We start from the raw sequence: 1336 nt of genomic DNA, 5'->3' as shown, positions 1-1336 counted from the left end.
ACCACCCGCCGCGCCATCGCCAGCCACGCCGCGCGCAGCGGCGCCGGCAGCGCGCGCGGCATCTGCGCGATCAGGCTGGCGCGGCTGCGGTCTTCGAGCCACCACGCCGCTTCGATGCGGTCGGCGTAACGGTCGGCGGAGGCGCCGACCGCCGGCGGATCGCATTCCAGCCGGTCCAGCGCGCTGGCGCGCAGCGCGCCGTCGGCGCCGGGGGTGAACGATTCGGCGACCCGGCCCTGCGCGGTGCGCCAGCTCACCGCGATCTGCGAACCCGACGGCAGCGCTTCCAGCAACGCGGCCGCCAGCGCCTGCCCGGGCCAGGCGCCTTCGGGCGAGTCCGCCGCTGCCGCTCGCATCGCATCATTCCGCACCCGATCGCCCCGCACCGGACCGCCTGTCTTGAACCGCCCGTATTCGAGCGTTCGCAAGGATAACGCGAGCCTTACCCGCGCGGCAGGCCGCAAACCCCGCCGTGGGTCGTCGTTTTGGCCGGCAAACCCCATCCGCGGCCGCGATCCGTTGGTTCCTGTCATGATCCTGGCGCTGCACATCCTGCTATACGACCCGGCCGCGGCAGGCAAGCGCTTCCCGTCGGCGCCGTCTGCGCTTAACCTGCCGCCGATGAACTCCGGTGCGGACGCGAGCGACGATGTGTTGATGCTGGCCTGGGCGGCCGGCGACGCCGGCGCGTTCGAGGTGTTGTACGCGCGCCACCGCGGCCCGCTGTACCGCTTCTTGCTGCGCCAGTTGCGCGATTCGGCCCTGGCCGACGAATTCTTCCAGGACGTGTGGCAGCGCGTGATCGGCGCGCGCCAGGGCTGGAAGCCGGACGCGCAGTTCAACACCTGGCTGTTCCGGATCGCGCACAACCGGCTGAACGACTACTGGCGTGGGCTCAAGCACCGCCCGGCGACGCCGGAGGACGGCGACGAGCGCGCCGCGCGCGTGCCCGACCCGACCACGCCGGAACGCGAGCTGTCCGACTTCGAACAGCGCCGCCGCCTGCAGCGCGCGATCGAGGAATTGCCCGAGGAGCAGCGCGAAGTGGTGCTGCTGCGCCTGGAGCAGGAGTTGAGCCTGGAGGAGATCGGCGCCATTACGGGGGTGGGTCGGGAAACGGTGAAGTCCAGGCTGCGGTACGCGATGGACAAGCTGCGCGCGAGGTTGACCGAATGAACCGCCGTCCCGACGCCCCCGATCCCTTGTCGCCGGAAGAGCGCGCGCTGGCCGATCGGCTGCTGCGGCTGGGCCCGCACGAGGGTCCGTCGCCGGCGCTGGACGCCGCGATCCTGGCCGCCGCGCGCGCCGCCGTGGGCCAGCCGGCCGCGGCGCAGGA

The 1336-nt window shown here is 72.7% G+C and carries 2 protein-coding genes; one reads left to right on the top strand and one right to left on the bottom strand.

Annotation, left to right across the window (positions count from 1 at the left end; genetic code table 11):
* Positions 1–356 (bottom strand): hypothetical protein (locus tag A7A76_RS05345; RefSeq protein WP_206410222.1); only part of this gene is annotated, 356 nt, incomplete at its 3' end.
* Between the two features lie 265 nt (positions 357–621).
* Here A7A76_RS05345 and A7A76_RS05340 point away from each other — a divergent pair.
* Positions 622–1176: an RNA polymerase sigma factor gene (locus A7A76_RS05340; RefSeq protein WP_074867964.1), complete on the top strand. Its 555-nt coding sequence runs from the start codon at positions 622–624 to the stop codon at positions 1174–1176.
* The last annotated feature ends 160 nt before the right edge of the window (positions 1177–1336 follow it).

The organism is Lysobacter enzymogenes (genome assembly GCF_017168095.1).
GTDB classification, from domain to species: Bacteria; Pseudomonadota; Gammaproteobacteria; order Xanthomonadales; family Xanthomonadaceae; genus Lysobacter; species Lysobacter enzymogenes_D.
This window is presented reverse-complemented; position numbering and strand designations above follow the sequence as displayed.